This is a genomic window from Marinibaculum pumilum (assembly GCF_042646425.1).
In the GTDB taxonomy this organism is placed as follows: Bacteria; Pseudomonadota; Alphaproteobacteria; order Ferrovibrionales; family Ferrovibrionaceae; genus Marinibaculum; species Marinibaculum pumilum.
On record NZ_JBHRTR010000028.1, the window covers coordinates 384,731 to 409,927 of the forward strand.

Consider the following 25,197-nt stretch of genomic DNA (forward strand, 5'->3'; position numbering starts at 1 on the left):
CCAATTCGGGCGGAACATTTGCTGCAACGAAAGGGATATGGGCGGCACTTATTGTGCCAAAGCGGAACAACCCCGAATGGGGAAGCGTGGGGATGTGATGCGTATGCTGCGATGGGGGTTAGTCTTGCCTGTCCTGCTGCTGGCTGCGGCATGTTCGGTCAGGCCGGAACCTTTGAACACGGAGACGATCGAAGAGAATATTCGCTTCGACCAGTTCATTATCCGCAACAACCAGGCGCCCATCGAGGGCGAGCTGGACCTGCCGGAGGCGATGGCGCGGGCGGTGGCCTACAACCTGAGCCACCGGGTGGAGCTGATGCGGATCGCACTGGCCAAGGGGCAGGTCGACCTGGCGCGGTTCGACCTCTATCCGACCCTGGCGGCCAGTGCCGGCTTCGATTACCGGACGCCGGAGGATGCCTCGATCTCGGAGACGATCCGAAGCGGCATCCAGTCGAACGAGCCGGCGACTTCGGCGGACAAGTTCCGCACCCTGGCCGACATCAGGGCCTCCTGGAGCGTGCTGGACTTCGGCGTCAGCTACCTGCAGGCGAAGCAGGAGGGCACCCGCCTGCTGATCGCACAGGGCGCGCGGGAAAAGATCATGCGCGACCTGCTGATGCAGGTGCGACGCGCCTACTGGTCGGCGCTCGCCTCGCAGCGGCTCCGCGACGAGGTGGTCCGGATCAAGGAAGAGGCGCTCAATGCGCTGGCCGAGATCGACACCGGCATCAGCACCGGCGCCTATCTGAGCAATTTCGACGCGCTGACACAGAAGCGGCGGCTGCTCACCGTGGTGCAGCAGCTGGAGACCACCGAGCAGCGCCTGCGGGTGGCCGAGGTGCAGCTGAACTCCCTGATCAACGAGCCGCCGGGCGCACCGATACGGCTGGTCGACGATGGGCGTCTGCCGGATCTGCCGGAGATGGACGTGCCGATGGAGGCGCTGGAGCTCTATGCGCTGACCCAGTCGCTGGACTATCGCGAGACGCTCTATGCGCTGCGCATCGAGCAGCTGGAGGCGCGCAAGGCGCTGCTGCGCCTGCTGCCGGGGCTTGAGTTCGGCCTGTCGGGCAATTTCGACAGCAATTCCTACCTCGCCTACAATAACTGGCTGAACGCCACCACCACCGTCACCTGGAACCTGCTCCGCATCGCCACCTACCCGGAGACGCGGAAGATGAACCAGGCGCGGACCGACCTGGCGGCCCTGTCGCGGCTGGCGACCAACATGGCGGTGGTGACCCAGGTCAATGTCGCCTCGCGCAACTACATCAACGCGCTGCGGACGATCGAGCTGGCGCGCGAGCGGGCGGACCTGGACCAGCAGATCGCCGACATCCAGGTCGGCGCGGCGGCAGCACAGGCCCTTGGCGAGGTCGACCTGATCCAGAGCAAGGTCGACTCGCTGCAGAGCGAGCTGGCCAGCATGCAGGCCTATGCCGACGCGCAGGAGACCCTGGGGACCCTGCTCAACGCTTCCGGCCTGGACCCGGTGCCGACCAACTTCCACCTGCTGACCGTCGACCAGCTGGCCGCCTATATCCGGCTTGTCGGCAACGACATCGATTCCGGCGACTGGATGGATACCCTGGTGCCGTATTTCGAGGATATCGGTCTGGACTATGAAGGCCTGCTGGCCGACGACCGGCCGCTCGGCACCGCACCGCCGCCGCCGTCGACGACCTCGGTCGAGGGACGCCCCGGCGGCGTGATGGGGGTCGTCGAGGACATCCTGGACTACCTGGCGCCGGCGCCGAAGGAGAGCCTGCCGGAACCCGCCACCGCGCCAACCCCGGCCCGGCGGGAGGAGTCCGGCGCCCTCGATGCGGTGGAGACAGAGGGGGCGGGGGCGTGATCCCGCGGCTGCTGCTGGCGACCCTGGCGGTCGCCGGCATCCTCCTGCCCGCCGGGCTGCCGCCCGGCGCCCCGGCGGCCGCACAGGAGGCGCGAGAACCCCTGCCCCTGCCGCCGGGTCCGGCGATGCCGAAGGCGCGGCCTGGTGCCGACATGCCCGCGGCGCGCGGCGATGATGCAGCGACCGCGGGAGCGGCCGGCGCAGACGGTCGCGATCTCGGCGGCGAAACGGGCGGCGATCTCGGGCACGATCCGGGGGGCGCGGCGGACGGCACGTCGCCGGTGCGGGCGCAGCTCCGTTCCTACCGCTTCACCACCCTGGCCGCCGGGATTCCGGCGCGGATCGACAGCTTCGCCTTCCTGGAGGGACAGCGGGTCGCGGAAGGCGAGACCGTGATCGCCTTCGACTGCTCTACCGAGCGGGCGGAGCGGCGGGCCGCGGCCGCGCGGGCCGATGCCGCGCGGGCGGCGATGCGTGCCGATGCCGCGCTGGTCCGCCGCGGCGGGGCCGGCCAGGTGAAGGCCGATCTCTCCCGCGCGGAATATGCCGCCGCCGTGGCGGAGCTGGAGGGCCTCGACACGATGCTGGAGAAGTGCAGCATCGCCGCGCCCTTCGACGCACTGATCACCGCCAAGGCCGCGCAGCAGTCGCAGTTCGTCAATGCCGGCGAGCCGGTGGTGGAACTGGTCGATACCGGGGCACTGGAAGTCGACATGGTGGTGCCCTCGCCCTGGCTGGCCTGGCTGGCGCCGGGCCATGCCTTCTCCATCGCCGTGGACGAGACCGGCGACCGCCTGGACGGCCGGGTCGACCGGCTCGGCGGCACCGTCGATCCGGTCAGCCAGACGGTGCGGGTGATCGGCCGCCTGGCCAGCCACCCGCCCGGCCTGCTGCCCGGGATGAGCGGCCTGCTGCGCTTCGCCCGGGCCGACACGGCAGGCGCCGCCGCTGCAGACGACGGGGGCAAGGCGAAGTGAGCGCGCCCGACGGCCTGAACCGCCAGCTGCGGGGCCTGGCCAACCTGATGACCCTGGGCCAGAAGGCCCGTGCCGCCACCACGCCGGAAGAGCTCTGGCACCTTCTGGTCAACGACACCGCGATCCTCTGCCGCTATGGCATGGCAGCGCTGTGGTTCCGCCGCTCCCGGCGGGTGGAGGCGGTGTCCGGCATTCCCGGTCCGGTGCGGGAGGCTGCCTTCACCCGCTGGGCCGGGCGGCTCGGGCAGCTGCTGGCTGCCGGCAAGGGCACCGGCGAGCCCCGGGCGGTGGATCCCGCCACGCTGCCGCGCGGCCTGAAGGAGCCGTGGCCGGAGGCGGTGCCGCGCAACGGCGTCTGGTTGCCGCTGCAGCCGCCGGCCGACGATGCGACCGGCCCGGCGCTGGCGCTGGGCGGCCTGCTGCTGTTCCGGGAGCAGCCCTTCTCTCCGGAGGAACTGCGCATCCTGGCCGGCTGGGTGGAAACCGCCGCCCATGCCTGGTTCGCCCTGCAGGGCCGGCGGCGGTTCCGGCCCGGTGTGCGGCGGCGCACGCTGGGCTGGGCGGCCGGGCTGGCCGCCCTGGCGGCGGTCGTCGCGGCGATGTTCATCCCGGTGACCCAGAGTGCGATCGCGCCGATGGAAATCGTGCCGCTGGAGCCCAGCATCGTGCGCTCCCCGCTGGACGGGGTGGTGGGGGAAGTGCATGCCCGCCCGCAGCAGACCGTCGCCAGGGGCGACCTTCTGATCAGCCTCGACGACCTGGAGCTGCGCGCCCGGCAGGCGGTGGCGGAACGCGACCTGCAGGTGGCGCAGGCACAGTTCCGGCAGGCGCAGCAATCGGCGGTCACCGACCGCAAGGCGCAGGCGGAACTGCCGATCCTGGAGGCGCGCATCGCGCAGGCGCGGGCGGAGGCGGACTATGTCGGCGAACTGCTGAACAGGGTCGAGGTGCGCGCCCATGCAGACGGGGTCGCCATCGTGCCGGAGCCGGAGGACCTGGTCGGGCGCCCGGTGCGGCTGGGCGAACGGCTGATGACGGTCGCCGATCCGGCGCACAAGGAGGTGGAGATCCACCTGCCGGTGGCCGCCGACCTGCCGCTGCCCGAGGGCGCCGATGTCGATGTCTATCTGAACGTGGCACCCGACCAGGCGCTGCCGGCGCGGCTCAGGCGGTCGGACTATCATGCGACCGTCGGCGATGACGGCGTCCTGTCCTACCGGATGCGGGCGGAGCTCCTGCCGGATGACAGCCAGGCAGGTCCGGGGCAGCCTGGCGACGGGTCGGTCACAGCGGCGGATGTGCGCTTCGGCTGGCGCGGCACGGCGCGGCTGAACGGCGAGACCGTGCCGCTCTACCACTACCTGTTCCGGCGGCCCTTCGCCGCGGCGCGGCAATGGCTGGGATTCTGATCCCGGGCCTGCCCGGCGCTGCGGGAGCCGCGACCGGGACCGCGCCGGCCGGTGCGGCACCGGACCCGGCCGCGTCGGCCAACCCCCTGCGTGTCGATCCCGCGGCCGCGGCCGAATTGCAGCAGCGTGCCGCCGGCGCCGGCGCCGGCGCCGGGCAGGGCATGCCGCCGCAGCCGGTGCCGGCATTGCGGACCGACCTGACCCTGCAGCCGGCGGAACCGGAGGATGACGGGGCACCGGCCTGGCTGCTGCACGACCCGGTCGCGGAAGGCAATTTCCGCCTGGGTTGGGTGGAACTGGAACTGCTGCGCCGGATGGACGGCGAGACATTGCCGGAGGAGGTCGCCGCTTCGGCCACCGCCCATGTCGGCTTCGCCATTTCCGAACAGCAGGTCGTGGACTTGGCGCGGTTCCTGCGGCAGCACAATCTGGTGCAGGTCGATGCGCAGCAGAAGGCGCTGTTCCGGATGCGCAGCGAGCGCCGGCACGGTCCGGTGATGCGCTTCCTGCACTCCTACCTGTTCCTGCGCCTGCCGCTGGTGAAGCCGGACCGCTTCCTGGCCGCGACCCTGCCGACGGTGCGCTGGCTGGGCCATCCCGCAAGCCGGGCCGTGCTGTGCGTCCTCGGCCTGTTCGCGCTGTTCCTGACCCTGCGCGACCTGGAGACCTATGTCGGCACGATCGTCGACTTCTTCTCCCTGGAAGGGGTGCTGGCCTATGCGGTGGCCTTGTGCGGCATCAAGGCGCTGCACGAGCTTGGTCACGGCTATATCGCCAAGGCGCAGGGCGCCCGGGTGCCGCGGATGGGTGTCGCGCTGATCGTGCTCTGGCCGGTCCTGTACACCGACACCACGGATGCATGGCGGGCCACCGGCCGGCGCGGCCGGCTGTGGATCGACGCCGGCGGCATCCTGGTGGAGCTGGCGATCGGCGTGCTGGCGCTGCTGCTCTGGCATCTGCTGCCGGACGGCCCGCTGCGCAGCGCCTGCTTCCTGCTGTCCTCGGTCACCCTGGTGCTGACCCTGGCGATCAACCTGAACCCGCTGATGCGGTTCGACGGCTACTACCTGTTCGCGGACTGGCTCGGCGTGGCGAACCTGCAGGACCGCTCCTTCGCCGTGGCCAAGTGGTGGCTGCGGGAGAAGCTGTTCGGCTATGGCGACACCCCGCCGGAAACGGCGCGTCCGCTCTGGCTGGTCTACGCCTTCGCCACCTGGATCTACCGCTTCTTCCTGTTCCTGGGCATCGCGCTCCTGGTCTACAGCTTCTTCGTGAAGCTGCTGGGGATCGTGCTGTTCGTCCTGGAGATCTGGTTCTTCATCCTGCACCCCGTGACCCGCGAACTGGCGGTCTGGGTCCGGCGGCGAGGGGAGGCGCGCATGCGCACATTGATGCGAACGGCTGCAATCCTGGCCCTTCTGGTGGGCGCCCTGATGATCCCCTGGCGATCGGAATTGTCGCTGCCGGCGATCCTGCAGGCGCGCCACGCCGTGGTCTACCTGACGGAGCCGGGCCGGGTGGTCGAGGTGAAGGCGCGTGACGGGGCGCAGGTCCGGGCCGGCCAGGCGCTGGCAGTCCTGGAGAGCCCCGACCTGAACCACGAGATCGCCCAGACCGAGCGGCGCATCGCCGAGCTGCGGCGCCAGCGCGACAGCCGCGGCATGGACGACCGGCTGCTGGAGCAGACGGCGGTGATCGATGCCGACCTGGCCGCCCAGACGGCGACCCTGTCCCGTCTGCGCGCCCGCCGCCAGGACCTGGTCCGGCGCGCGCCGTTCGACGGCACCGTGCGCGGCGTGGTGCCCGACCTGCGGCCCGGTCAATGGCTGGGCGAGGGCGAACGGCTGGCCGCGATCGTCGGCGACGCGACGCCGGCCCTCACCGCCTATGTGCCCGAAGACGACCTGTCGCGGCTGAGTGCCGGTGCCGAGGCCCGGTTCGTCGCCGATGGCGCCCTGCTTCCCGACATTCCCGCCCGGCTGGCGTCGCTGCCGCAGACCGCCGTCCGCGACTGGGAGGAGCCCTACCTGGCCGCCCATCTGGGCGGTCCGGTGGCGGTCCGTCCCCTGCCGGCAAAGGACGGGCGGGAGGAGCGACTGGTGCCGGCGCAGGCGCAGTACCGCCTGCGGCTGGAGCTGGAGGAGCTGCCGGCGCTGCCGGCGCGGCCGGTTCCCGGCCGTGTGGTGGTGGCGGCGGCACCGCGCAGTGCGCTGGACCGCCTGTGGGCCGGAACGGTCGGCCTGCTGCGCCGGGAACTCAGCTTCTGACGCGGTCAGCGGCAGGCGGCGAGATCGGCATGCAGGGCGTCCAGCAATGTCCGGTCCCCGTTCTCCGGCAGCAGATAGTCCGGCACGGTGAAGGCGATGCGCCGGATGTCCGCCAGGGCCGCGGTGGCATCGAGCTGCTGGCGGACCCGTGCCGGGGGCGCCGGGGCGAACAGCGGCGGCGCATCGCCCCCTGCGTCCGGCCGCTGCCCGAACTGCTCGATGATGACGCCGAACTGACGATCCGCGTGCCGCACCTCCCGGGCCAGCGCGGTGGCATACCTGCCGGCCTCGGCAGGTGTCAGCTTGGCGGCGCCGACGCCGTCCTGGAACAGCAGGAGGTCGATCTCCGCTTCCTGCATGGTGTCGCGCCAGAACGCAGCGTAGCGCTCCGGCGGAAGGTGTCCGTTGGCGAAGGCGGAAATCGCCACGGGACGGTCGATGGCCGTCTTCAACATCCGGCTGAGCCGCTGCAGGTGCCGGCGGACCGCCGGGCCTGCCGGACCGTCGATCCAGGCCCCGTCGTCGACCTCGGCGGAGATGTACCAGCCCGCCAGCCTGTCCTGCCGTCGCAGATAGGCGGCCAGGTCGGGCAGGAGACGGGCCAGACGCCGCTCTCTTTCCCGCAGATGGGCGGCGAGGGTGGCGGCCGGCTTCCGCAGGTTCGGCAGAAAGTCCTTGTCCAGGTCAAGGCCCACCCAGACATCGAGCTGCCGTCGCCGCGCCAGGTCGAACAGGCGGTCGATCGGCGACCCGACCGGACCGGGCAGGGCGCTGCTGGGATAGAAGGCAATGCCGTCGGCAGAACTCCATTGCACGAAGACCTCCGTCATGCCCAGGCCGTGCAGCGTGTCCTCCAGGCTGCGCCAGCGGTCCTCACCCCATTCCAGGTCCTTCACCAGCGGCTGGTAGAAGGTGCCGGACATGGCCGGACGGCAGCTGCCGCCGGCCGTTGCCGGGGGAACACCGAAAATTAAGTCGTCCGGTGCAAGATCGACATTGCCCAGCCACAGCCCCGCCGACAGCAGCAGGAGGGCCGATATCCGGCAGATCATCGACATGCGGCGTCCGGAACCATTGCGGTTGCGGTCGATTTACCGGCATAGGCTGCGATTCGTGGGGCACCCGGCATGACCGGCAACCCGCTACCGATGACATCCATCCCGTCGTGCTGCGCCGATGCAGCCTGAAGTGCCGGCCCGTGAACGCGTCGCGTCAGGCCGGGGGGATCCTCGCACATCCACGGCTGAGTCACGTTGAGTAAGACCTTCCTTCTGGTCCTGGGCACCCGACCCGAGGCGATCAAGCTGGCACCTGTCCATAGCGCCCTGTGCCGGCGCTTCGGCAGCGACAATGTGAAGCTGCTGGCGACGGGACAGCATCCCGATCTGGCCCGCCTGGCCCTGCAGGACTTCGACATCGCCATCGACTTGTGCCTGGAGGCCCCGTCTGCCGGCGGGCTCTCGGCGCGGAGCGCCTGGATGCTCGATCGCCTGGGCGGGCTGATGGACGATGCTGTCCATTCCCATGTCGTGGTGCAGGGCGATACGTCAACCGCCTTCATGGGTGCCCTGGCCGCCTTCAACGCCCGCATCCCGGTCGTGCATGTCGAGGCCGGCCTGCGGACCTACGACCTGGCGGCGCCCTTTCCCGAGGAAGCCAATCGCCGCCTGATCGCCCCGCTGGCCGATATCTGCTTCGCGCCGACGGAACGGGCGGCGGAGAACCTCCGGTCGGAGCGCATCCCGGCGCAGCGCATCGAGGTCGTGGGCAATACGGTGGTGGATGCGATCGAGCAGTTGCGCCCCCGGTTCGAGGGCGCCTGGCCGGCCGCCGCGCCCGGCGTCCGGCGGATCGCGGTGACCTTGCATCGCCGGGAAGCCTGGGGCGCACCGCTGCAGGCGCTCTGCGAAGGCCTGGCGGGCCTGTGCCGCCGCCGGTCCGACGTCGACCTGGTCCTGCCCGTGCATCCCAACCCCATGGTCGGCGACATCGTACGGACCGCCTTTGCCGGCGTGCCCAATGCCGAGCTGGTGGAGCCGCTGGGCTTCGTCGCCATGCAGTCGCTGCTGTCCACCAGTACCCTGCTGGTCACCGATTCCGGCGGCCTGCAGGAAGAGGCGCCGAGCCACGGCGTGCCGGTGCTGGTCACCCGCGAAGTGACGGAGCGGGTGGAGGCGGTAGAGGCCGGCACGGCTCGCCTGGTCGGCCTGGATGCCACCCGCCTTGTGGCGGCGGCGGAGGACCTGCTGGATAACGAAGCGGCCCGCAGGGCGATGGTCCGTGACGGCAATCCCTTCGGCGACGGCCATGCCGCCGAACGGATCGCCGCGCGCCTCGCCACCGACAGGGCGGAAGCGGCATGATCCCGGTCGAAAGCCTGCTGGACTATGCCGCCATCTACTGGTTCGGCGTCTATGTGATCCTGGTCATCGCCGCGGTGGGCAATATCCTGTCCAGCCTCGACGACCTGTTCGTCGACCTGACCTACTGGGTCTGGCGCGCCTATCGCGGCCTGATCATCCGGCGGATCCACAAGCGCCTGACGGTCGAGGAGCTGCGTGACTGCCCGCAACAGCCGATCGCGATCCTTGTGCCCGCCTGGGACGAGGCAGATGTGATCGGCCAGATGCTGGCACTGTCGGTGCACAGCTTCGACTACGACAGGTACCGGATCTATGTCGGCACCTATCCGAACGATCCGGAGACGCAGGCGGAGGTCGACCGGATCGCCGCCGAAAGCGACAAGGTCCGCAAGGTGGTCACCCGCCAGCCGGGTCCGACCAGCAAGGCCGATGCGCTCAACCATTGCCTGGAAGCCGCATTCCGCGACGAGCAGGAGAGCGGGACGGAATACGCAGCCTTCGTCCTGCATGATTCCGAGGATGTGGTGCATCGCCTGGAGCTGCGCCTGTTCAACTTCCTGATCCCCCGCAAGGACCTGGTGCAGCTGCCGGTCTTCTCCCTGGAGCGGGAGTGGTGGCAGATGACCGGCGGCCATTACCAGGACGAGTTCGCGGAAGTGCATTCCAAGGACCTGGTGGTGCGCGAATGGCTGGCCGGCCAGGTGCCCAGCGCCGGCGTGGGCACCGGCTTCTCGCGGCGGGCGATCCTCGCCCTGCTGGAAGACAGCGACGGCGAGGTGTTCGACGAATCCAGCCTGACCGAGGACTATGAGATCTCCTTCCGGCTGAAGCATCACGGCGGCGGCATGAAGGAGATCTTCGTCCGCTTCCCGATCGAGGTCGAGGAGCTGCGCCGCAACCTGTTCGGGTCGGAGCGACGGGTCCGGCGCCCGGAATGGGTGGCGGTGCGCGAATACTTCCCCGACGACTTCTGGGCCGCGGTCCGTCAGAAGGCGCGCTGGCTGACCGGCATCGTGTTCCAGGGGTCGCGCCGCATCGGCTGGCGCGGCGCCTTTGCGCTGCGCTATTTCCTGATGCGGGACCGGAAGGCGCTGTTCACCAACCTGGTGAACATGATGGGCTATTTCGTGCTGGCCAACGCCCTGGCGATGGCGGCCTACAGTGCCGCGTTCGAGGACGGCTTCGCCTTCCCGCCGCTGGTGATCCCCTATGGGCCGCTGTGGTGGCTCCTTCTGCTGAACGGCCTGTTCCTGCTCAATCGCGTGCTGCACCGGGTCTGGTTCACCTGGATGGTCTACGGCGCCTATGCCGCGCTGATGTCGGTGCCGCGCCAGGTCTGGGGCAATTTCATCAACTTCTTCGCCTGCCTGCGGGCCATCCGGCGAGTGATCCGTGCGGCACGCGGGCGCCAGACCCTGGACTGGGAGAAGACCAGCCATGCCTTCCCCGGCGCGGAGGAACTGAAGGTCCTGAGCCGCCGGTCGAAGGATCTGGCCAGTTGACCGGGGCACGCGCAGACCTGCCGGAGATGCCGGGAACGGGGCTTCCCCGCGGTGGATCGGGGGTGGCATGAAATGGCGCGGATGGCGCTTCCTGCCGCTGCTCATCGCCCTGATAACCATGGCCGGACTTGCCTGGCTGGCCGCCTCGATGCTGCTGTTCGAGCAGCCGGACGACGAAGTGATCCCGCCGGACGGGCTGCAGGGGCGGCTTGAAAGCTTCAGCACCTATCCCCGGATGGCCCGTGCCTTCGAGCTGATCCAGCAGGGAAAGCTGGACGCGGCCGCGGACTGGCTGCAATCGGCGATCAGGGAGGATCCGACGCGGGTGCCGCCGCTGGTGCAGCTGGCGGAGCTGCGGCTGCGCCAGGAGCGGCCGGCCGACGCCGTCGCCGCGGCGCGGCGCGCCGTCGACCTGCGGCCTGCCGACCCGGAACTGCAATGGCTGCTCGCGCGGTCCCAGGCCGCAGCTGGCGACTATGCCGCCGCCCTTTCGGCGGTCGACCAGGCGCTGGGCCAGGGCATGTGGACGACCGGCCTGAAGAACCCCGAGCGCCAGCGGGCGGAGGCGGCACGGGTCGGCTATCTCCTCGAGCTCGGCCGGGCCGAGGCGGCGGCCGAGGCGCTCGCCGCGCTGCCGGAGCCGACGGCCGACGACCTGCTGCGGCTGGGCGACCTGTTCTATGGCAAGGGCGATCTGGCACGGGCGGCTACGGCGTTCCGCCGGGCCCGGCAGGCCGCGCCGCAGGGCGACGGGGAGGACTGGATCAAGGCCACCCGCCGGCTGGCGGAGACGGAGATCAAGGCCGGCAACGATGCCGCTGCCATGGCCACCTTGCAGGCCCTGGTGGAGCGCCACCCGGGCGATGCCGAGGCGCTGCGCCGGCTCGCCAACCTTGCCGAGGAATCCGGACGGCCGGCCCGGGCGGCCGACTGGCTTGCCCGGGCGATCGCCGCGGACGGCGCGGCGGCCGGTGACAGCGCGAGGGACGAAGCCGCCCGACGGAAGGAGCGGCTGCGCCTGGCGCGGCTCTACCTGGAGGCGGACGACCCGGCGGCGGCGGCGCGGGTGCTGGCGGCGATCCCGGAGCAGGCCCTGGACACGGAAGGCGAGACCCTGAAGGCAGAGATCCTGCTGCAGGTTGGCCGGCCGGGCGAGGCGGCTGCCATCTTCGAGAGACTGGCCGGCGAAGAAGCAGGTGAGCAGCGGGTGTCGGCCCTGCGCTCCGCGGTGGAGGCACTGCGTCGCGCCGGCGACCTGGATGACGAACTGGAGCTGCGCCGGGAACTGGTCCGGACCACCGGCTCGGAAGCCGACAGCCAGGCGCTGCTGGAGCGTCTTATCGCCGTGGGCCGGCTGGACGAGGCGGCGAAGATCCTGTCGGCAGAGGTGAAGAACGGCGACAGCGGCGCGATAGACCGGCTGCTGTCGGTCCTGGTCGCGGCGGATCGAGCCGAGGCCGGCATCGAGATGCTGACACGCCAGGGGCGGCTGGTGGAAGCCGCCGAACTGGCGGCTTCCGTCCGGCGCTGGGCGCAGGCCAGCGACCTGCTGCTGCAGGCCTATCGCCGCACGGACGGGCGCGATGCCGACCTGCTGGCGCGGGCGGTCTATGCCGCCGGCAGGGCCGGGGGCAAGGCGGCCGAGATCCGGGTGCTGGAGGGCGCGTTTCCCTATCCGGGGCTGCCCGCCAGCCGCCGCAAGACGCTGGGGCTGCAGCTGGTCCAGGGCCTGCGCGACGCCGGTCGCGCGCAGCAGGCGGAGCAGGTGCTGGAGCGCCTGGCGACGGCCACCGGCGATCCGGGGCTGGCGGTCGAGGTCGCGACCGGCCTGGCCGGCCGCGGCAATTGCGCCGCCGCGCTGGAATGGGCGCAGCGGGCCGCCGCCGGCTCGACCCCGCCGCCGCGCCTCTTCGCCCTGTCCGGTTTCTGCGCCGATCGCCTGGGCCGGACCGCGCAGGCCCGCCGCGACCTGCAGCGCGCGATTGCCATGGCGGATGCCGCCGGCACGAAGCCGGATCCTGCCTGGCTCAACACCCTCGGCTATCTGGAATCGGCGGCCGGCGACACGGCACGGGCCGTCGCCCTGTGGCAGCGCAGCCTGGCGCAGAGGTTCGATCCCGCCGTGGCGCTGTCTGCGGCCACGGCGCTGCGCAATCTCGGCGGCACTGCCGCGGCCGACAGGCTGCTGGCCCGGATCGAGCCGCAGACCCTGTCGCCGGACGACCGGGCCCAGTATTTCAGCGAGATGGCCGAAGCCGCGGCCGCGGCCGGCGATCCGACGACGGCGCAGGCGCTGCTGCGCCAGGCGCTGGCGCTGCAGCCGAATGCCGACCGCTGGTTCCGCCTGGGCAGCCTGCTGGCGGAGGCGCGCCAGACGGAGGAGGCGCTGGCCGCCTATGGCAAGGCGGTGGAGCTGGCGCCGGACAATGCGGAAATCCAGGCGGCAATGGGCTATGCCCTGGTCGAGCTGGGCCGGGATGCGGCGGCGGAAGAGCATTTCGCGCGGGCCATCGCCCTGAAGCCGGATGGCCTGGACCCGGTCTACGAGGATAGCGGCTATGTGAACAAGCGGCTGGCACGCAACGATGTCGCGGTGTCGCGCTTCAAGACCGCGATCGACCGGATCCACGATGACGGGCCGGAGGCGAGGGAAACCCGCTTCCGCCTGCGCCGCGAGGTGGAGCGGCTGGAGAACCGCTGGACCGCCACGGCCAATGTGACGGTGAACAGCCTGCAGGCGGCCACTGGCGCGCCGAGCCCGGTCCGCGACACCTCCAACGGCACCGGCGCGGTGGAACTCGCCTGGCAGCCGCCGGTGATCGGCAACCGGGACAGCCGGACGGTGGAGATCTTCTCGCGCCTGTTCTGGAACGCGGAGGAAGGCAGCATCGTGCCGGTGCAGAACTCGCTGCAGGCCGGAATCGGCGCCCGCTGGAAGCCGCTGACCGACTACAACCTGGTGCTCTCCTTCGAGCGGCTGTTCGCCATCGGCCGCTTCGCCTATGACGACTGGCTTGCGCGGGCCAGCATCTCGTTCGGCCAGAGCCTGGACTGGCAGCCGGTGCGCGACGACTGGCCGACCGGCTCGCTGTACCTGGACGCAGCCCGGGTGCTGGGGGAAGGCACGACCTTCCTCACCGCGATCGGCCAGTACGGCTATGCCTGGAAGAAGCCGTTCGGCATCGACCTGCCGGCGGAGGCCGACGCGGTTGCCGCCTATGGCCTGGCGACGGCGTCAAGCAGCCGCGACGACACCCTCTCCAGCAATCGCGTGGAGATCGGCGCCGGGCTGGGCTACCGGCTCTGGTTCAACGATACCAAGTACGAAGCCTATCGCTCCACCGCCGAGGTCGGCCTGGAAACCCGCTATCGGTTCCAGAACGATGCGCAGGACGACCTGGTACTGCAGGTGCGGGCGCAGATCCGGTTCTGAGGGGATCCGGCCTCAGGCCTTACCCCCGCGGCTGCCAAGGGTCATGGCCAGCCGGTGCAGTTCGTCCGGCACCTCCTCCTCCGCGACGCGGCGGCCGAGGTCCGGCAGGAGGGCATAGAGCTCTTCCCCCGGCTGCTCGAAGCCGGGCATCGCGCCGGAACCCGCCGCATCTTCCCCGGCCCCGCTGCCATCCGGTGCGGCGCCGCCCATCATGGCGTCTTCGGTCCGGGCGTCCCACCTCTGCGTGCCGGCGGCTGTGACCTCGCGCAGCCCGTCATCCGCGGCAGCCGGAGACCGGACGGTCCTGTCCTTCGTCTTCCCGTTCTGTTGCGTCATCGTGGAAAGCTCTTGTACGCCCCGTGCCGGGCATACGTGCCCGGATGCAGCAAGAATGCATGCAGTTCCACCGAAAAATGCCAGAAAGCCGGGCTTTCGTCCAGATTCCCGTAGCGCAGGGGGAGGCCGCGCGGTTGCACGCGGTCTGGGGTGAGTCGCGCAAGGCCTGCGTTCGGTCTATGCTCGAGCCGACCGCGCGGCCGGAGGCTGCCGCCGCGGCTTCACGCGGCTGCTGGCCGTGAGGAGGAGTGGGATGGCCGGCCGACAGAGCGCGTTGGTCCAGGCACTGCCGCAGCTGCGGCAGTACATGTACTGCATCACCGGGTCGCGGGACTATGGCGACGATGTCATCAAGCAATGGCTGCTCGCCCTGTCCGGCGACGGCGACCTGCCGGCGGAGGATGCGTCGCCGGTCGAGATCTTCGCCCGCTTCCATACCCATGCCCCCAACCATCTGGACCGGCAGAAGCTGACCGACGGCCGCTCGCCGGAGGAAGAGGGCCTGCATGCGCGGGTGCTGGCCCTGCCGGTTCGCGAGCGGCAGGTCCTGGTCCTGCGCGCGGTCCTCGACTTCGAGCAGGAAGAGGTGTCGGAGATCCTCGACATCCCGGAGCGCTTCATCCGCCGCTTCCTGCATCGTGCGGAGAACAGCCTGAAGCGCAGCCACCACACCGCCCTGGTGATGGAGGACGAGGCGCTGCAGGGGATCGAGATCGCGCGCGCCCTCAGCGATATGGGCTTCGAGGTGGCGCCGCTGGTCTCCACCGGCCAGGAGGCGATCGAGACCGCGGAGCGGGTGCGCCCGGACCTGATCGTCGCCGACCTGAGCCTGGCCGGCGGCGAGGACGGGCTGAGCGTGCTCCGGCATATCTGCAGCGAGCAGCAGCCAGCGATCATCTACGTCACCGCCTATCCGGAACGGGCCTTGAGCCTGGTTGGCGATCTCAGCGGGCCTGTGCTGTCCAAGCCGATCACGCCGTCGAAGCTGATCACCGTCGTGCACGAGGAGATGGAGCGCGCCAATTGACCCTCCGGCCGGCAGTGCCGGCCCGGGTCCCTGTCAGCAATCCAGGCTGTTGTCGCGCTCCCATTGCGTGAGGTGGCGCATATAGTCGGTCCATTCCGCCTGCTTCAGCTTCAGGTATGAGCCTACGAAGGCCTCCCCCAGGGCGGCACGCAGCGGCTTGCTGCGCTCCAGTTCGCGCAGCGCGTCCAGCAGGTTCAGCGGCAGGGTGCGGGCACCGCGGGCCTTGTGCCCCTCGGTGTACATGTTGATGTCCAGCCGCTTGCCCGGGGACAGCTTGCGCGCGATCCCGTCCAGCCCCGCCGCCAGGTAGGCCGCCGGCAGCAGGTAGGGATTGGCGGCGCCGTCGGCCAGCCGGATCTCGAAGCGGCCGGCATCGGGGATGCGCACCATGTGGGTGCGGTTGTTGCCGCCATAGCTAACGGTGTTCGGCGACCAGGTCGCGCCGGAGGCGGTGACCGGCGCGTTCAGCCGCTTGTAGGAATTCACTGCCGGTGCGGCCAGCGCGGTCAGTGCCGGCGCATGGGCCATCAACCCGCCCAGGAAGGCATAGCCCAGGTCGGAGATGCCGAGTTCGCCCTTGGGATCGTCGAACAGGTTCTTGCGGCCAGCCTTGTTCCACAGCGAGACATGCGCATGGCAGCCATTGCCGGTGAGATGGGCGAAAGGCTTGGGCATGAAGGTGGCGCGGAAGCCGTGCCGCTCCGCCACCGACCGCACCATGTACTTGAAGAAGGCATGCCGGTCGGCGGTGAGCAGGGAATCGTCATAGTCCCAGTTCATCTCGAACTGGCCGTTGCCATCCTCATGGTCGTTCTGGTACGGGCCCCAGCCCAGGGTCTGCATGTGGTCGCAGATCTCGGATACCACGTCGAAGCGGCGCATCAGCGCGGCCTGGTCGTAGCAGGGCTTGCCCTGGATGTCGGCGGGATCGGACAGGCCGCTGCCGTCAGGCGAGATCAGGAAATATTCGCACTCCACGCCGTGCTTCAGGCGGTAGCCCGCCGCCTCCGCCGCCTGCAGCACCTTCTTCAGGACGAAGCGCGGCGACTGCTCCACCGCCGCGCCGTCCATCATCAGGTCGGACGCCAGCCAGCCGACCTCCGGCTTCCAGGGCAGCTGGATCAGGCTGTCCGGGTCCGGCAGGGCGAACATGTCGGAATCCGCCGGCGTCATGTCCAGCCAGGTGGCGAAACCGGCGAAGCCGGCGCCGTCCTTCTGCATCTGGGCGATTGCCGCCGCCGGCACCAGCTTGGCCCGCATGGTCCCGAACAGGTCGGTATAGGAGATCAGGAAGTACCGGATCCCCAGATCCTTCGCCTTCTTCTGCAGGTCTGTTGCCACGGCCTCCGCCTCCTTCTGTCGCATCGCGCATCGCGCGTCCCGCTTCGTTCCGTCCGGCCCGTCTGCCGCCGCAGCTACATCCGGCCCGGAATCCAGCTGGTCCCGGCAAGCGGCACCTGCGCCATCGCCGCCGCCTCGACGGTCAGCGCGGCGAGGTCGGCCGGCTCCAGGTTGTGCAGGTGCGACTTGCCGCAGGCCCGCGCCAGGGTCTGCGCCTCCTGGGTCAGCACGTTGAGATAGTTGGCGACCCGCCGGCCGGCCGCCTCGGGATCCAGGCGGGATTCCAGCGCCGGATCCTGGGTGGCGATGCCCACCGGGCAGCGGCCGGTATGGCAATGCGCGCAGGCCCCGGGCTCGGTCCCCAGCGCGTGGTAATCCTCTTCATAGAGCGGCCGGTTGCAGTTCAGCGCCACCATCGCCGCGACGCCAATGGACACGGCGTCCGCGCCCAGCGCCAGCGCCTTGGCGACATCGGCGCCGGAGCGGATGCCGCCGGAGACGATGAGCTGCACCTTGCGGTGCATGCCCAGTTCCTGCAGCGCCCGCACCGCCTCCCGCACCGCCGGCAGGGTGGGAATGCCGACATGCTCGATGAAGACGTCCTGGGTGGCGGCGGTGCCGCCCTGCATGCCGTCGACAACGACCACGTCGGCGCCGGCCTTCACCGCCAGGGCGGTGTCGTAGTGGGGGCGGCTGGCGCCGACCTTGATGTAGATCGGCTTCTCCCAGTCGGTGATCTCGCGCAGTTCGCGGATCTTGATCTCCAGGTCGTCCGGCCCCGTCCAGTCGGGATGCCGGCAGGCGGAGCGCTGGTCGATGCCGGCCGGCAGGGTGCGCATGGCGGCGACCCTTTCGGTGATCTTCAGGCCCAGCAGCATGCCGCCGCCGCCTGGCTTGGCGCCTTGCCCGACCACCACCTCGATCGCATCGGCCTGCAGCAGGTCTTCCGGGTTCATGCCGTAGCGCGACGGCAGCAGCTGGTAGACCAGCATGCTGGAATGGCCGCGCTCCTCCTGCGTCATGCCGCCGTCGCCGGTGGTGGTTGAGGTGCCGGCGGCGCTGGCGCCGCGGCCCAGCGCTTCCTTCGCATGGGCGCCCAGCGCGCCGAAACTCATGCCTGCGATGGTGACGGGGATCTTCAGGTGAAGCGGCTTTCGGGCATGTCGGGTGCCGAGCAGCACGTCGGTGCCGCAGGCCTCGCGATAGCCTTCCAGCGGATAGCGCGACATGGAGGCGCCCAGCAGCACCAGGTCGTCGAAACTGGGGACCGGCCGGCGCGCGCCATAGCCGCGGATCTCGTAGACCCCCTGGTCGGCGGCACGCTGGATCTCCGCCACCACATGCGGCGGGAAGCTGGCGGAGCTGCGGATGCGGCGTGGATCCATGGCGGTGGCTTGTCCCCCTGTCGGCAGCGGAGGCCGGTTACCGGCTGCCGGCATTGTCGATCCTGAAGTTGTAGAGGCGCCGGGCGGAGCCGTAGTGCCGGAACGCGGCCGGGTCGGCATCCATCTCCGCCCGCCGCAGCAGGGCGGCGAGCTTTTCCCGGTCGGCGTCGGTCATCGGCTTCTCCTCGCAATCGGCGCCCAGCCCGGCGACCGCGCCGCGGACATAGAGGTCGGCCTCGTACAGGGAATCGCCGAAGGCGGCGCCGGCGTCGCCCAGCACCACCAGGTTGCCGGCCTGCGCCATGAAACCCGAGAGATGCCCGACATCGCCGCCGACGACGATATCGATCCCCTTCATCGAGATGCCGCAGCGGGCGGAGGCGGTGCCGGTCACCACCAGCAGCCCGCCATGGCCCGATGCGCCGGCGGACTGGCTGGCATTGCCCAGCACGCGCACGGTGCCCGACATCATGTTCTCTGCCACGCCGGTGCCGGCATTGCCGTCGATGGTGACCTCGGCCTCCCGGTTCATGCCGGCACAGTAATAGCCGACATGCCCCTCGATCCGGACCTGGAGCGGACTGCGCAGGCCGCAGGCCAGGGCATGCGCGCCGCCCGGGTTGCGGATCATCACCGCGCCGTCCGGCGCCGCATGAAGCGCCCTGTTCACGGCGCGCAGGTCCGTCGCCGCCAGGTCGTAGACGGTCTCGTTGCGGCCGGGCGCGAGCGGCGCGTCACGGCTCATGCCGCCGCCTCCCCGCGGTCCCGCGACCAGGAATAGACGATGCCCGGTTCCGGCTCCCAGATCTCGGCATGGCCGACCCCGGGCAGCCGCGCGATGGCGCGGAACTCCGAGGACATCGCCACCCAGTCGTCTGTTTCCGCGATCACCGCCGGCTTGCAGGCGATCGGGTCGCGCAGCACCGCAAAACCGTCGGCGGTGCCGACGGCGAAGGTGTAGAAGCCGTCGAGGTCGGCAATGGCGGCCTCCAGTGCCGACTTCAGGTCGCGGCCGCGGCGCATATGGGCGGCGACATAGGCGGCCGCCACCTCGGAATCGTTCTCCGTCTGGAAGCGCTCGCCCTCGCGTTCCAGGTCCAGCCGCAGCCAGTTGTGGTTGGACAGCGAGCCGTTATGCACCAGGCAGGTATCGGCACCGGTGGAGAAGGGATGCGAGCCGGCGATGGTCACCGCGGATTCCGTGGCCATCCGGGTATGGGCGATGGCATGGCTGCCGCTGCGCCCCTCCAGGCCGAAGCGCGCCGCTACCCGGTCGGGATCGCCGACCCCCTTGTACAGCTCGATCCGCCGCCCGGTGGCCAGGACCGTCAGGCCAGGTTCGTTGTCCAGCAGCCAGTGGCGCAAGGCGGCGGGGTCGCCTGCGGTTTCCAGGATCGCATGATCCGACACCCGGCGGGCGGTGACCGCGGCCCCCGGGCCGGCGCTCTCCAGGCCCGCCTCGGCCCGGGCGGCCAGTGCGGCCCAGTCGCGGCTTTCGCCATCGGCGGCCATCACGCTGACCTTGTGTGCGGTGCCGCCCTCGCCATAGATCGCGAAGCCGGCGGAATCCGGGCCGCGGTCGCGCATCTCGTGAAGCATCAGCGCGGTGAGGCGCCCGAGATCCGGCTCCAGCCGTTCCGCCTTCAGGAAAAGGCCCACGATGCCGCACATCTTCGATCCCGCCCGTCTGCTTCTTTTTTCTGCGCCTGCCCCGCAGGCCGGCGCCCGTCCTTATACTGGTGGTGAAAGTGATTGAACAGAAGGAAAAAGCTGTGCAGGCGGTGGCCGGCTCATGCCCGTGACGAGATGATCACCGACAGATAGATCGCCGGCAGGTCCAGCAGCTCGGCCGGGCCGTGCGGCGCGTCGGATTCGAAGAACAGGGAATCCCCTGGGCCCAGGGTGTAGGTGCGGTCGGCATAGCGATAGATCACCCGGCCCTGCAGCATGTAGATGAACTCGTAGCCCGGATGCTCGAAGACCGGGTAGGTGCTGGCTTCCTCGTCCAGGGTGATCAGGAACGGCTCCACCCGGACCTCGCCGCGCATGGAATTGCCCAGTAGCTGGTACAGATGGCCGGCACGGCTGCCGCGGCGCTCGATCGGCAGCCCTTCTCCCGCCCGTACGAAGGTCGCGTCCCGGCTTTCGTCGAAGCGGGCGAACAGCGCGGTCATCGGCACGTTGAGGGCGGTCGCCAGGCTCTGCAGGGAGGTCAGCGACGGCGATGTCTGGCCGTTCTCCAGCTTCGACAGCATGCCGACCGAGAGCGAGGTGGCGCGCGCCAGCTCCGTGATGGTGATTCCCAGCGACTGGCGGATGGTGCGCACCTGCCGGCCGATCGCGACCTCCAGCGACAGATCCTCCCGTCGGCGCGGCTTGTCGTCGGAACGCCCGACAATGCGGTCGGCCGGGGATGGCGGGGCGTCGTCCCGTGCGCCGCGCGGCGCGGCTGCGGGCGCCGGGCGTGGCTCGGGGGCGGCAGGGCTGCGCTTTCGCCGCTGCGGTGCCGCCGCCGTCGCGGGGGTGGCAGGGGTCGCGGGGGAGACGGGGGCGGGCTTCTTCGCCGGCTTGCGCGCGGCCGGCCCCGGCGCCCCAGCGCTGCGCCCGGCTTTCGCCCCGGCCGGCTGGGCCTTCGCCGGCTTGGCCTTCACCGGCTTGGCCTTCACCGGCGGTCGGGAACGAGCCTTGCTCATGCCGCGTCGATCGTCATCTGGCTGTCTCTTTTCGGGTGGGTGGTCCCCTGCCGGGATGCGGCGCCGGCGGCATGCGGATTGAGTTCCAGGAAAATATTATTCCGCCGGATAGTCCCGGTGCAAGCCGCCGCCAGGACCGGCGTTCGCCGGGCCATCGCGGGACGGATGGCCGCGATCTTCCCCTCCTTATCATGCCCGGCCGTGGCCGGAAGGGGTGGCGCATCGCTGACCCCGCCGGTGTAGACTGAAGGATGGGCGGCCGCCTGGCGACCGCTTCCTTCGATCCGCAGCGCCACCCCTGGAAGGCCGGCAAGCATCCATGACCCTGCACGCGCTCCTCGCCCTGCAGCATGCCGACAGCGCCTTTCCCAGCGGCGGCTTTGCCTTCTCGCAGGGGCTGGAGGCCTGGGCGGGCCTGCAGGCCGGCGGCGGCCGGCTGGCGCCGGAACGCCTTTCCGCCTTCATCGGCCAGCAGCTGCGCCAGCGCTGGCATCCGGCCGACCGTGTGGCGGTTGCGCTGGCGCACCGCAGTGCCGGCGACCTCCCGGCTCTGGCCGCGCTGGATTCGGAGGTCGAGGCGGCGACCCTGAACCGCCGTTTCCGCGTCGGCTCCCGCCGCAACGGTGCCGCCCTGCTTGCCACCCACGACCGGCTGGGTACGCCCGGTGCCGCCGCGTGGCGGCGGGAAGTGCTGGCGGGCCATGTCCACGGCCATCTGGCGCCGGTCCAGGGCCTGGTCTGGGCCGGCCTCGGCCTGGCGGAGGAGGTGGCGCTGGCGATGTCGGGCTATGTCTTCCTGACCGGACTGACCACCGCGGCGATCCGCATGAACCTGATCGGCGCGCTGGGCGCGCAGGCGATCCTGCGCGACATGCTGGACCTGGTCGCGGCATCGGCCGCCGAACCGGTGCCGGCGGATGCGGCAATCTCGGCCTTCACGCCGCTGACGGAAATCGCGATCATGCAGGGCGGCCAGGACGGCGCACGGCTGTTCTCCAGCTGACAGGGAGATCGACGGGATGCTGCTGACCCCGACGGAAATGGAACGCCTGACGATCTTCACCGCCGCGGAGCTCGCGCGGAAGCGGCGCGCCAAGGGCCTGAAGCTGAACCATCCAGAGGCGACGGCGCTGATCGCCGACGAAATCCTGGAGGGCGCGCGGGAGGGCCGCACGGTCGCCGACCTGATGGCCTTCGGCTCCACCATCCTGGACGCCGCCGACGTGATGCCCGGCGTGGCCGACCTGCTGCCGGTGCTGCAGGTGGAATGCAGCTTTCCCGACGGCACCAAGCTGGTGACGGTCCACGACCCGATCCGCGGCGACGCGCCGGCGGCGGAAGAGGGCGCGCGGGTGCCGGGCGAGGTGATCCCGGGCGAGGTGATCTTCGGCGATGGCGAGATCGAGCTGAATGCGGGCCGGCCGCGCAGCACCCTGACGGTTACCAATACCGGCGACCGTCCCGTGCAGGTCGGCAGCCACTACCATTTCTTCGAGACCAACAAGGCGCTGGACTTCGATCGGGAGGCGGCCTTCGGCAAGCGTCTGGACATCCCGTCGGGCACCGCAGTGCGCTTCGAGCCGGGGCAGAGCAAGGAGGTCACCCTGGTGCCGTTCGGCGGGCGCGGCCAGCTGACCGGCCTGAACGACCTGACCGGGGGCGCCGTGTCCGATCCGGTGGTGAAGGACGCCGCCCTGGCGGCGGCGAGGGCGAAGGGCTTCAAGGGCGCCTGACGCCCCTTCTGCCCGGGGCCTTCTTCCCGAACGCCCCGCGCCTAGACTGCGATCCCCGGAACGGGCGCGCCGCCGGCCGGCGCCAGGCCGCGAGCCTCCGACGGCGTGCGGCCGAAATGCGCCTTGTAGTGGCGGCTGAACTGGGCGTGGTCGCCGAAGCCCCAGCGATGCGCCAGCTCCGCGATGCTGCCGCGGCGCCCCGCCGCCTGCCGCAGTTCCCGGTCGCAGGCCTCCAGCCGTTGCTCGCGGATCCAGCGCCCGACCGTGGTGCCGCTGGCGCGGAACAGGCCGTGCAGGTAGCGGGTGGAGATGCCGCAGGCCCCGGCGATGCGGTCCGGCGCCAGCTCCGGGTCCGGCAGGTTCTGGCGGATATAGCGTTCGACCCGCGCCAGATGCGCCGCCTGCACGCTGCCCTGGTCGCTGCCCAGGACCCGATCGTCCTGCTCCAGCGCCAGGGCGAGCAGTTCCACGATGCTCTGGGTCAGCCGGCCATGGTCGTCGGTGCCGGCCTCCGACAGCCGCTGCGGCATCATCCGCAGCATGTCGAACAGCAGGGCGCCGATGCCGCGGCTGGCGTCAAAGGCATAGGGTGCGAACTTCTCAACCGGGCCGACATGCCAGCGCAGCAGTGCCGCCCGCACCCGCAGCACCCACAGCTCGTCCGGCGCCAGCTGGGTGAAGCGATAAGGCAGGTGCGCCATCTCGATGAAGAACTGCTGCGGCCGGCAGGCCAGCCGGATCCGCTCCTGCTCGAAATGCAGCTCGGACCGGCCGGCGAAGGTGATCAGCAGCCGTTCGTCGGTATCGCTCCGGATATGGCTGCGGTCGCGGACATAGTCGACCGGCTCGGAATCGATCCGGGTCAGGGAGATATCCCCCAGGTCCCAGTTCTGCAGCTCGCCCCGGAACCGGTCGGGATTGCCCGGCCTGGCATTCAGCGGAAACAGCGCCGACGTGATCGCATCGTGCCAGATGCGGGCCCTGTCGACCGGCGCCGCAGCCGCGGCCTGGCCGTCCCCGACAGAGCAAAGCTTGGGCATTGGAGCATCCTCCTTGCCGATCTTTCGCGCAGACCGGCGGATTGCGATGCCTGCGCGCCGATATCTTGCCTGATTTCGCAAGGCGTATGCCAGCGTAGCGCCGGCGGCCGGTGCCGCAATGCCGGCCCGGCCCTGCCTCTGCGGGCCGCAAGCTTTTGTGCGGTCATCGACAAGCCCTGCCCGGGGCGCGCGGATAGCCTCCATTGCCTTGGCAACTGCAGGCAGGGATCAGGATGGACCCCGCGACCACCAATGCCGGCCGGGCGGCCGCGGCGGCGGGCGACCGCGATCTTTATCGCGCGGCCGGCTTCGGCCGGCCGGTGCCGCGCGGCAAGCGGCCGGCGATCCTGGTTGTCGATTTCAGCCGCGGCTTCACCGACCCGGCGGTGCCGACCGGCGCGGACATGGCGGAGGAACTCGCCGCCACCCGCCGTTTGCTGGACCTGGGCCGGGAGAAGGGCGTGCCGGCGGTCTTCACCACGATCGCCTTCGACGCGGCGCAGCTGGACAGCCTGCCCTGGCTGCACAAGGCACCGGGCATGGCAGCCCTGGTGCAGGGCAGCCCGCTGGTGGCCGTCGACCAGCGGCTGGCGCGCCGCCGGGAAGAGCCGCTGATCGTGAAGACCGGCGCCTCCGCCTTTTTCGGCACGCCGCTGGCTGCCCAGCTCGCCGCCTGGCGTACCGACACCGTGATCGTCACCGGTGCCACGACCAGCGGCTGCGTCCGGGCCAGCGTGGTCGATGCGATGCAGTCCGGCTTCCATGTCCTGGTGCCGCGGGACTGCGTGGCGGACCGCGCGGCGGCGCCGCACGAAGCCAACCTGTTCGACATGCAGCAGAAATATGCGGACGTGATCCCGCTGGACGAGGTGCTGGCCTATCTGGGCGGGCTGCCGGCGGCTGCCGCGGCGGAAGGAGGCAGGCTGTGACGGCAGACCCCGACATCGCCATCGCCGGCCGGCCCCGCGACGTGCAGGCCAACGGCCTGCGCCACCGGGTGCTGGAGTATCCGGCGGAAGGCCGCGCGACGGCCAGGGCCGAGGTGGTCATGCTGCCCGGCATCACCAGCCCGGCGGCGACAACGGACTTCCTGGCGCGGCCGATCGCGGCCCGCGGCTTCCGGGTCTGGTCGCCCGACATCCGCGGCCGCGGCGACAGCGAGGTGCCGCCGGCCGGCGGCTATGCGATGACCGACTATGCCGCCGATGTGGCCGGCCTGGTGCAGGCGCTGGGCCTGCCGGCGCCGATCGTGATCGGCCATTCGATGGGCGCCCGTATCGCCGCCGCCCACGCCGTGCTGCACGGCGGCGCGGACCATCCCCTGCTGGTGCTGGTGGACCCGCCCGTGTCCGGCCCCGGACGCGCGCCCTATCCGACCAGCCGGGACTCGTTCCTGGCGCAGCTGCACGAGGCAAAGGCCGGCACGACGGTGGAGGCGGTGCGCCGCTTCTACCCGAAATGGCCCGAGCGCGAGCTGCGCCTGCGCCTGCAGGTGCTGCCGAGCTGCGACGAGACGGCAGTGCTGGAGAGCTACGAAGGGTTTCACACAGAGGACTTCTTCGATCACTGGCGCCGGGTCACGCCGCCGGCGGTGCTGATCCGGGGCGCCGACAGTCCCGTCGTGCCGCCGGGTGCCGCGGCGGAACTGGCCGCCGCCAACCCGGCCGTGCCGGTGGTCGCGGTCCCGGCGGCCGGCCACATGGTGCCGTGGGACAATTTCGAGGGCTTCATCGCGGAACTGCTGCCCCGCCTGGAGGCGGCGGCGCCCTGATCGCGCCGGGGCCTGGCGGTCGCGCGCGGCCAGGCGCAAGGCTTTGTGCTCGGATCGACAAG

The 25,197-nt window shown here is 70.7% G+C and carries 21 protein-coding genes; 12 read left to right on the plus strand and 9 right to left on the minus strand.

Annotated features, from left to right (window positions below; all coding sequences use genetic code 11):
- Nucleotides 1-172: 172 nt before the first annotated feature.
- Genes ACFOGJ_RS14450 through ACFOGJ_RS14465 form a run of 4 tightly spaced genes read left to right on the plus strand, consistent with a single transcriptional unit; the run spans nt 173 to nt 6,511 of the window.
- Nucleotides 173-1,858, plus strand: a complete 1,686-nt coding sequence (locus ACFOGJ_RS14450; protein WP_379901553.1) for a TolC family protein — start codon at nt 173-175, stop codon at nt 1,856-1,858.
- A complete protein-coding gene (locus ACFOGJ_RS14455) occupies nt 1,855-2,835 on the plus strand; it encodes an efflux RND transporter periplasmic adaptor subunit (RefSeq protein ID WP_379901555.1) in 981 nt (326 codons plus the stop codon). The genes ACFOGJ_RS14450 and ACFOGJ_RS14455 overlap by 4 nt, the downstream gene beginning before the upstream one ends.
- Nucleotides 2,832-4,244 carry an efflux RND transporter periplasmic adaptor subunit gene (locus ACFOGJ_RS14460; protein ID WP_379901557.1) on the plus strand — a complete coding sequence of 471 codons (1,413 nt, stop codon included), beginning with the start codon at nt 2,832-2,834 and terminating at the stop codon, nt 4,242-4,244. Before ACFOGJ_RS14455 ends, ACFOGJ_RS14460 begins: the two co-directional genes overlap by 4 nt.
- Complete coding sequence (locus ACFOGJ_RS14465) at nt 4,229-6,511, plus strand: HlyD family efflux transporter periplasmic adaptor subunit (protein ID WP_379901559.1); 2,283 nt, start codon at nt 4,229-4,231, stop codon at nt 6,509-6,511. The genes ACFOGJ_RS14460 and ACFOGJ_RS14465 overlap by 16 nt, the downstream gene beginning before the upstream one ends.
- 5 nt (nt 6,512-6,516) lie before the next feature.
- On the opposite strand, the gene ACFOGJ_RS14470 is transcribed toward ACFOGJ_RS14465, so the two are convergent.
- A complete protein-coding gene (locus ACFOGJ_RS14470; RefSeq protein ID WP_379901561.1) occupies nt 6,517-7,569 on the minus strand; it encodes a DUF4434 domain-containing protein in 1,053 nt (350 codons plus the stop codon).
- Between the two features lie 195 nt (nt 7,570-7,764).
- Between ACFOGJ_RS14470 and wecB the strand changes: the two genes are divergently transcribed.
- The 3 genes from wecB (at nt 7,765) to ACFOGJ_RS14485 (ending at nt 13,809) form a co-directional block, all read left to right on the plus strand.
- A complete protein-coding gene (wecB, locus tag ACFOGJ_RS14475) occupies nt 7,765-8,874 on the plus strand; it encodes a non-hydrolyzing UDP-N-acetylglucosamine 2-epimerase (RefSeq protein ID WP_379901563.1) in 1,110 nt (369 codons plus the stop codon).
- Nucleotides 8,871-10,376 (plus strand): glycosyl transferase family protein, encoded by a 1,506-nt coding sequence (locus ACFOGJ_RS14480; RefSeq protein ID WP_379901565.1) that lies wholly within the window; start codon nt 8,871-8,873, stop codon nt 10,374-10,376. Before wecB ends, ACFOGJ_RS14480 begins: the two co-directional genes overlap by 4 nt.
- Before the next feature lie 67 nt (nt 10,377-10,443).
- Nucleotides 10,444-13,809 carry an NfrA family protein gene (locus ACFOGJ_RS14485; protein ID WP_379901567.1) on the plus strand — a complete coding sequence of 1,122 codons (3,366 nt, stop codon included), beginning with the start codon at nt 10,444-10,446 and terminating at the stop codon, nt 13,807-13,809.
- A 12-nt stretch (nt 13,810-13,821) separates the two neighbouring features.
- Here ACFOGJ_RS14485 and ACFOGJ_RS14490 read toward each other — a convergent pair whose 3' ends face one another.
- Complete coding sequence (locus ACFOGJ_RS14490; protein ID WP_379901569.1) at nt 13,822-14,145, minus strand: hypothetical protein; 324 nt, start codon at nt 14,143-14,145, stop codon at nt 13,822-13,824.
- Between the two features lie 253 nt (nt 14,146-14,398).
- Between ACFOGJ_RS14490 and ACFOGJ_RS14495 the strand changes: the two genes are divergently transcribed.
- The gene (locus tag ACFOGJ_RS14495; protein WP_379901571.1) at nt 14,399-15,172 is read left to right on the plus strand and encodes a response regulator; all 774 of its coding nucleotides are present in this window, start codon (nt 14,399-14,401) and stop codon (nt 15,170-15,172) included.
- A 33-nt stretch (nt 15,173-15,205) separates the two neighbouring features.
- On the opposite strand, the gene glnT is transcribed toward ACFOGJ_RS14495, so the two are convergent.
- The 6 genes from glnT to ACFOGJ_RS14525 form a co-directional block, all read right to left on the minus strand.
- Nucleotides 15,206-16,513, minus strand: coding sequence for a type III glutamate--ammonia ligase (gene glnT, locus ACFOGJ_RS14500; RefSeq protein WP_379901573.1), 1,308 nt, complete (start codon nt 16,511-16,513; stop codon nt 15,206-15,208).
- A 74-nt stretch (nt 16,514-16,587) separates the two neighbouring features.
- Nucleotides 16,588-17,898 carry an FMN-binding glutamate synthase family protein gene (locus ACFOGJ_RS14505; RefSeq protein ID WP_379901575.1) on the minus strand — a complete coding sequence of 437 codons (1,311 nt, stop codon included), beginning with the start codon at nt 17,896-17,898 and terminating at the stop codon, nt 16,588-16,590.
- A 37-nt stretch (nt 17,899-17,935) separates the two neighbouring features.
- Entirely contained in the window at nt 17,936-18,643 is a 708-nt protein-coding gene (locus tag ACFOGJ_RS14510; RefSeq protein ID WP_379901577.1) for a protein glxC, read from the minus strand.
- Entirely contained in the window at nt 18,640-19,569 is a 930-nt protein-coding gene (locus tag ACFOGJ_RS14515) for a glutamine amidotransferase (protein WP_379901579.1), read from the minus strand. Before ACFOGJ_RS14515 ends, ACFOGJ_RS14510 begins: the two co-directional genes overlap by 4 nt.
- Nucleotides 19,570-19,688: 119 nt before the next feature.
- A complete protein-coding gene (locus ACFOGJ_RS14520; protein ID WP_379901581.1) occupies nt 19,689-20,591 on the minus strand; it encodes a helix-turn-helix domain-containing protein in 903 nt (300 codons plus the stop codon).
- The gene (locus ACFOGJ_RS14525; RefSeq protein ID WP_379901583.1) at nt 20,588-20,908 is read right to left on the minus strand and encodes a hypothetical protein; all 321 of its coding nucleotides are present in this window, start codon (nt 20,906-20,908) and stop codon (nt 20,588-20,590) included. Before ACFOGJ_RS14525 ends, ACFOGJ_RS14520 begins: the two co-directional genes overlap by 4 nt.
- A 2-nt stretch (nt 20,909-20,910) precedes the next feature.
- On the opposite strand from ACFOGJ_RS14525, the gene ACFOGJ_RS14530 reads away from it, so the two are divergent.
- Both ACFOGJ_RS14530 and ACFOGJ_RS14535 read left to right on the plus strand, forming a co-directional pair.
- Entirely contained in the window at nt 20,911-21,594 is a 684-nt protein-coding gene (locus ACFOGJ_RS14530; protein WP_379901585.1) for an urease accessory protein UreF, read from the plus strand.
- Between the two features lie 16 nt (nt 21,595-21,610).
- Nucleotides 21,611-22,324, plus strand: a complete 714-nt coding sequence (locus tag ACFOGJ_RS14535) for an urease subunit beta (RefSeq protein ID WP_379901587.1) — start codon at nt 21,611-21,613, stop codon at nt 22,322-22,324.
- A gap of 41 nt (nt 22,325-22,365) precedes the next feature.
- Here ACFOGJ_RS14535 and ACFOGJ_RS14540 read toward each other — a convergent pair whose 3' ends face one another.
- On the minus strand, nt 22,366-23,364 hold the full coding sequence (locus ACFOGJ_RS14540; RefSeq protein ID WP_379901589.1) for an AraC-like ligand-binding domain-containing protein: 999 nt from the start codon (nt 23,362-23,364) through the stop codon (nt 22,366-22,368).
- Nucleotides 23,365-23,597: 233 nt separating this feature from the next.
- On the opposite strand from ACFOGJ_RS14540, the gene ACFOGJ_RS14545 reads away from it, so the two are divergent.
- Together ACFOGJ_RS14545 and ACFOGJ_RS14550 are read left to right on the plus strand one after the other, a co-directional pair.
- Nucleotides 23,598-24,293: an isochorismatase family protein gene (locus ACFOGJ_RS14545; RefSeq protein ID WP_379901591.1), complete on the plus strand. Its 696-nt coding sequence runs from the start codon at nt 23,598-23,600 to the stop codon at nt 24,291-24,293.
- Entirely contained in the window at nt 24,290-25,135 is an 846-nt protein-coding gene (locus tag ACFOGJ_RS14550; RefSeq protein ID WP_379901593.1) for an alpha/beta fold hydrolase, read from the plus strand. The genes ACFOGJ_RS14545 and ACFOGJ_RS14550 overlap by 4 nt, the downstream gene beginning before the upstream one ends.
- The last annotated feature ends 62 nt before the right edge of the window (nt 25,136-25,197 follow it).

Excerpts from the sequence above, each read along its gene's own strand:
- ACFOGJ_RS14490 (WP_379901569.1), bottom strand. The coding sequence starts at position 14,145 with ATGACGCAACAGAACGGGAAGACGAAGGACAGGACCGTCCGGTCTCCG.
- ACFOGJ_RS14510 (WP_379901577.1), bottom strand. The coding sequence starts at position 18,643 with ATGAGCCGTGACGCGCCGCTCGCGCCCGGCCGCAACGAGACCGTCTAC.
- ACFOGJ_RS14530 (WP_379901585.1), top strand. The coding sequence starts at position 20,911 with ATGACCCTGCACGCGCTCCTCGCCCTGCAGCATGCCGACAGCGCCTTT.
- ACFOGJ_RS14470 (WP_379901561.1), bottom strand. The coding sequence starts at position 7,569 with ATGTCGATGATCTGCCGGATATCGGCCCTCCTGCTGCTGTCGGCGGGG.
- ACFOGJ_RS14505 (WP_379901575.1), bottom strand. The coding sequence starts at position 17,898 with ATGGATCCACGCCGCATCCGCAGCTCCGCCAGCTTCCCGCCGCATGTG.
- ACFOGJ_RS14465 (WP_379901559.1), top strand. The coding sequence starts at position 4,229 with ATGGCTGGGATTCTGATCCCGGGCCTGCCCGGCGCTGCGGGAGCCGCG.
- ACFOGJ_RS14485 (WP_379901567.1), top strand. The coding sequence starts at position 10,444 with ATGAAATGGCGCGGATGGCGCTTCCTGCCGCTGCTCATCGCCCTGATA.
- ACFOGJ_RS14545 (WP_379901591.1), top strand. The coding sequence starts at position 23,598 with ATGGACCCCGCGACCACCAATGCCGGCCGGGCGGCCGCGGCGGCGGGC.
- ACFOGJ_RS14495 (WP_379901571.1), top strand. The coding sequence starts at position 14,399 with ATGGCCGGCCGACAGAGCGCGTTGGTCCAGGCACTGCCGCAGCTGCGG.
- ACFOGJ_RS14535 (WP_379901587.1), top strand. The coding sequence starts at position 21,611 with ATGCTGCTGACCCCGACGGAAATGGAACGCCTGACGATCTTCACCGCC.
- ACFOGJ_RS14515 (WP_379901579.1), bottom strand. The coding sequence starts at position 19,569 with ATGTGCGGCATCGTGGGCCTTTTCCTGAAGGCGGAACGGCTGGAGCCG.
- ACFOGJ_RS14540 (WP_379901589.1), bottom strand. The coding sequence starts at position 23,364 with ATGCCCAAGCTTTGCTCTGTCGGGGACGGCCAGGCCGCGGCTGCGGCG.
- ACFOGJ_RS14525 (WP_379901583.1), bottom strand. The coding sequence starts at position 20,908 with ATGCTTGCCGGCCTTCCAGGGGTGGCGCTGCGGATCGAAGGAAGCGGT.
- ACFOGJ_RS14520 (WP_379901581.1), bottom strand. The coding sequence starts at position 20,591 with ATGAGCAAGGCTCGTTCCCGACCGCCGGTGAAGGCCAAGCCGGTGAAG.
- ACFOGJ_RS14480 (WP_379901565.1), top strand. The coding sequence starts at position 8,871 with ATGATCCCGGTCGAAAGCCTGCTGGACTATGCCGCCATCTACTGGTTC.